Here is a 4,531-nt window from a genome sequence, read left to right on the forward strand (position 1 = left end):
GTAAGAGCGGAACCATAAGCAGCCGTTACCGCAGCAACGGATATGTACCCAAAACCAACATTAAGGATTCCGAACACTCAAAAGACTCATCAACCCCGCCAACGGAAAATCCCCCTCCAACTCCGCCAAACTCGCCGTACTCATAGCCTGCGGCTGCCGCAAATGCCCATGCTGCAAATAACTGATCAGCCCCCCCACAAACGGCTGATGGCTAACCAGCAACACATCATCGTCATTGTCGAGATGCTTGAGCACCTCCAGCGGATTACTCTCGGGCGTCAACCAAGGCACAGTGCGGATCTCAGGCTCAAACCCCAACGCCTCCCGCACCAACTGCGCCGTCTGCTGCGCCCGCACATACGGACTGGCAATGATCGCCCGAATCGGCTGCCCGATCAGATGCGCCGCACTGCGCAACACCTCATCGCGCCCATGGGCCGTCAAATTACGCTCGGCATCCGTACGCGCATGCCCCTCGGCCTCACCGTGACGCAACACCCACACCTTCATAGCTTGGGTTCCTCATCACGCGCCGGATGCGGTGCAGGCGGCACACTGTGAGCAGCCTCACCTTCCGGTGCACGGGGCGTCGGCCAATCTGCAAACGGCCAAGGCTTCTGATCACTGTGAAAACTGCCAAACCGCCCAATCTGCGCCAAAAACTGACTCAGGCTGTCACCAAAATTCATCAGCCCCAGGTTCGGCGCCCCATACACCAGGCGATAAACCAGTTGCACCACCACCAGCGCGCCCAGCAGAAACTGCGCCACTTGCCACACCAGGGCAAACACCAGCATCCACAGCACACGCAGGCCAATGGATTCGTACTTGGGAGCTGCTTTCGGATCGTTCATGACGCGTTCCTCAGTTGAAACCACTGGTGGAAATAAAGTCGACATCGGTCTTCGGCTCGGCGCGCATCAGCAACTCGATGACCTGGTTCAAGGTGCGCCCTTCAAACAGGATCGCGTGCAACCCGGCAACCAGCGGCATATACACCCCGACCTCCTGAGACTTGGCCTTCAGCACCTTCAGGGTGTTGACGCCTTCCGCCACTTCGCCCAAACGCGTCACGGCGTCTTCCAGGCTCAAGCCCTGGCCAAGGGCAAAACCGACCTGATAGTTGCGGCTTTTCGGTGACGAGCAGGTGACGATCAGGTCGCCCACACCCGCCAGGCCAAGGAAGGTCATCGGGTTGGCGCCCTGATTGACCGCAAACCGGGTCATCTCGGCCAGGGCGCGAGTGATCAGCATGCTCTTGGTGTTTTCACCCATGCCCAGCGCAACCGCCATGCCGGCGATGATCGCGTAGACGTTCTTCAACGCCCCGCCCAGCTCGACGCCGAAACGGTCGGCACTGGCGTACACGCGGAAGGTGCGACCGTGCAGCACCTCCTGCACCCGCTCGCAGAGTTCTTCGTCTTCACTGGCGATCACCGTGGCAGTCAGCGCGTGCTCAGCCACTTCCCGCGCCAGGTTCGGCCCGGACAACACGCCAATCCGCGCTTCGGGGGCGATTTCTTCAAGGATCTCGCTCATCAACTTGAAGGTGTGCGCCTCAATGCCCTTGGTCAGGCTCACCAGCAGCTTGCCCGCCAGCCGCTCGGCATGGGGTGCAAGCACCGAACGCAAAGCGCTGGAGGGCAGCGCGACGAAGCACAGGTCGCATTCGTCCAGCGTCGCCTGTAAATCAGTCACCGGCTCCACGGCCGGCAGAATCTTGATGCCTTTAAGGTAACGGGGGTTTTCCCGGTTGACCCGAATGGCTTCGGCTTGCTCGGGGTCACGCATCCATTGGCGCACCCGGTGACCATTTTCAGCCAGCAGATTAGCCACGGCGGTACCAAAACTTCCGCCTCCCAGGACCGCAATAGGGCGCTGTTCAGTCATATGCAATCCGTTAATCCATAGCAGTGGCGATGGCCGCATTATACGGAGCGACCCGCCTGCGGCCAGCCCCCGCGTCAATTCAAACGCTTGTCGGAAAATGCGACATTTGTGCGAAGTAATTACAGGGCCGACGACTGGCAAAAGGCCCCACCTCAGTTAACATGGGCGGCTATCCGTAATTATCAAGGCCGTGCCGTGTATTTGGGCCCTCCTCCTCGCTCATCCCTTTTGCTGACGTTGTTGTGCATGCCGTGGTGCAGTGTGCCGGTGCTGGCTGACGACCTGTTCCTCGACAGCCAGCCGCTGCCGCAGGTGCTGACCGCCACCCGGCTCAAGCAATCGGCCGCCGCCGTGCCCGGCAGCATGACGGTGATCGACAGCGAGCTGATCAAGGCCAGCGGCGCACGGGATATCCCCGAACTGCTGCGGCTGGTGCCCGGGATGATGGTCGGCTACACCACCGGCAACCAGGCCGCCGTGAATTACCACGGCACCCAGGCGGGCGATGCGCGGCGCATGCAGGTGTTGATCGATGGGCGCTCGGTGTACCGCGCGGGCCTGGCCACGGTGGACTGGAGCGATATTCCGGTAGCCCTGGAAGACATCGACCGCATCGAGGTCTTCCGCGGCCCCAATACCGTCAGCTACGGCGCCAACGCGCTGATGGCCGTCGTCAACATCCTCACCCGCTCGCCGGCCAACAGCCATGGCACGCGGATGAAACTCACCCAGGGCGGCCGGGGGATCAACGACTGGTACGCCAGCCAGGGCATGGGCTGGGACACCGGCGATTTGCGCCTGTCACTCTCCGGTCAACAGGACGATGGCTTTGACAGCGACCGCGTGGGCGCTGACCGCCGCGACGGGCGCCGCCTGAACCGCTTCAGCCTGGCCGTGAGCCAGACCCTGAATGCGCAACAAAGCATCGACTGGCAACTGGACGCCAAGGAAGGCACCAACCAGCGCCCTTACACCTACCAACCGGTGTTCGACGGGATTACCGAAGGCGGTAACAATTCCGACGTCAGCGCCAAGGACTATGCCGGTTCCCTGCGCTGGAACTTCGACTTCAACCCCGATCACAGCCTGTATATCCAGGGTTCGGCCCAGCAATGGGATCGCCGGCAGATCTGGCGCGCGTGCGATGCCAAGGTCTCGTTCAGCCCGGAACTGACGCAACTGTGGCAGCTCAACCCCAACTATGCCGAGCGACTGGCCCGGCACATGAACAACTTCAACCCCGGCAACCTCCCACCCGGCAGCGCCGCCGAGCAGGCACTGGCCCGCCAGGTGCTCCAGCAATGGGGGGACGGCGGCAAGGACCCGGTCTGCGGCAACATCGACCAAAGCACCAAGGAAAGCCGCTACGACCTGGAGCTGCAAGACACCCTCAGCCTGTCCGACAGCCTGCGCCTGGTCAGCGGCATGAACTACCGCTACGACCGCGCCGACTCCGACACCTACTTCAACGGCACCCTGGACGACACCACCTGGCGCCTGTTCGGCCACCTGGAATGGCGGGCCAGCGAACACTGGCTGCTGCAGGGCGGCGCAATGTACGAAGACACCCACCTGAGCGGCAACTCGCTGACGCCACGGGTGGCCGTCAACTACCTGATCAACCCGCGCCACGGCCTGCGCGCGGTGTACTCCGAAGCCATTCGCTCCCCGGACATGTTCGAGAACAACGTCAACTGGAGCTACCGCGTCACCAACCTCAGCTCGCCGGCCTACGGCCAGAACTCCGGCCAATACTTCGTGGTGACCCGTGGCCCGGGCAACCTCGACAAAGAGCTGATGCGCTCCCGGGAGCTGGGCTACAACGGCTTTTTTGCCGACATCGGGCTGAACGTCGACGTGAAGCTGTTCTACGACGAAATCAGCGAAATGGTCAGCGAACCGCTGCGCAACAACCAGTACATCGCCAGCAACTCGAACAGCTCGCGCTTTACCGGCACCGAAACCCAGCTCGACTGGCACATGAGCACCGCCGACCGGCTGCGCGTCACCTATGCTTACGTGGATGCCAGCGCCACCAACCCCCTGGACAGGCAGCAGACCGCCCGCAACAGCGGCTCGGCCGGCTGGATGCGGGAATGGGGCCATGGCTGGTCCAGCGCGGTGTTCTACTATGGTGACGATGCGCTCAACCAGTATCGCTTCGAACGGGTCGACCTGCGGGTGGCCAAGCGCATTGCCTTGGGCAAAGCCAACGTGGAGCTGGCCGGCATGTTGCAACAACGCCTCGACAATCAGCCCACCACCTGGCCCGACAACAACTATGACCAACGCCACGTGCTCTACTTCAGTGCGGAGTTAGAGTTCTAGTGGACAGCGACTCGTCACGGATGACCCTGCCCTTTACCGCCCGGCTTTGGCGGTGCTGTGTGTTGCTTGGGGTTTTACTGTTCGGCGCACCGACATGGGCAGCGGATATCCTGCTGACCGCCGACGAAGACGGCCCGGGCGTACAAACATTCGTCCAGGCCCTGGCCCTGCAGCGTCCCGAAGACAGCGTGAAGTTCACCCCGCTCAAGGACCTGCCCGCCCCTGCAAACTTGCCGACCAGCACCCGCCTGATCCTGCTGGACCTGCCCAGCCTTGATTGGCGCCTGCAAGACGCCCAGGGCCCACCGACCCT

General features: G+C 62.3%; 4 protein-coding genes and 1 pseudogene. 2 read left to right on the plus strand and 3 right to left on the minus strand.

Translation table 11 applies throughout. From position 1 onward, the window contains the following. Positions 1-60: 60 nt before the first annotated feature. From sixA to HX846_RS29755, 3 genes are read right to left on the minus strand one after another with little or no spacing between them, the layout of a single operon-like run. Positions 61-510, minus strand: a complete 450-nt coding sequence (sixA, locus tag HX846_RS29745; RefSeq protein WP_178966749.1) for a phosphohistidine phosphatase SixA — start codon at positions 508-510, stop codon at positions 61-63. Next, complete coding sequence (locus HX846_RS29750) at positions 507-854, minus strand: DUF4389 domain-containing protein (RefSeq protein WP_003210547.1); 348 nt, start codon at positions 852-854, stop codon at positions 507-509. The genes sixA and HX846_RS29750 overlap by 4 nt, the downstream gene beginning before the upstream one ends. Before the next feature lie 10 nt (positions 855-864). Continuing rightward, on the minus strand, positions 865-1,890 hold the full coding sequence (locus tag HX846_RS29755) for an NAD(P)H-dependent glycerol-3-phosphate dehydrogenase (protein ID WP_003210548.1): 1,026 nt from the start codon (positions 1,888-1,890) through the stop codon (positions 865-867). 195 nt (positions 1,891-2,085) lie between these two features. Here HX846_RS29755 and HX846_RS29760 point away from each other — a divergent pair, with 195 nt between their 5' ends. After that, entirely contained in the window at positions 2,086-4,218 is a 2,133-nt protein-coding gene (locus HX846_RS29760; RefSeq protein WP_085984626.1) for a TonB-dependent siderophore receptor, read from the plus strand. Between the two features lie 20 nt (positions 4,219-4,238). Then, a pseudogene (locus tag HX846_RS29765) lies at positions 4,239-4,531 on the plus strand (ABC transporter substrate-binding protein); the annotation flags it as partial.

The sequence above is a fragment of the Pseudomonas sp. K5002 genome (genome assembly GCF_013386655.1).
GTDB lineage: Bacteria > Pseudomonadota > Gammaproteobacteria > Pseudomonadales > Pseudomonadaceae > Aquipseudomonas.